This is a genomic window from Mesorhizobium sp. M8A.F.Ca.ET.181.01.1.1 (genome assembly GCF_004792025.1).
Taxonomy (GTDB): Bacteria; Pseudomonadota; Alphaproteobacteria; order Rhizobiales; family Rhizobiaceae; genus Mesorhizobium.
The window spans coordinates 1-311 of the sequence record NZ_SRTV01000210.1; the positions used below are offsets into that span (position 1 = coordinate 1).

The window sequence follows — 311 nt, forward strand, 5'->3', positions numbered from 1 at the left end:
CCATCGGCGCGGTAATCAGTGTCGCGCCCGCCATCAGCGCGCCGTAATTTGCGCCGGATTCAACATCGGCGAAAAACATCATGCCAAGCGGCGGTGGCGCGAGATTGGTGTCAGAGATAACGATCATCGGCCAATAAAGGTCGTTCCAGTGGGCGACGAGCGAAAAGACCGAGAAGGCGGCGAGTGAAGGCAGCGAACCACGCAGCACAAGCCCCCAGCAGATCTCCATTTCAGAGAAGCCGTCCATGCGTGCCGCTTCGATGATTTCATCCGGATAGCTGCGGAAGGACTGATTGAACAGGAAGATGGCG

General features: G+C 57.9%; 1 protein-coding gene. It reads right to left on the reverse strand.

The window, feature by feature from the left end; genetic code table 11:
* The coding region (locus EN824_RS34285; protein WP_135933219.1) for an ABC transporter permease subunit at window positions 1–311 on the reverse strand (311 nt) is incomplete at both ends.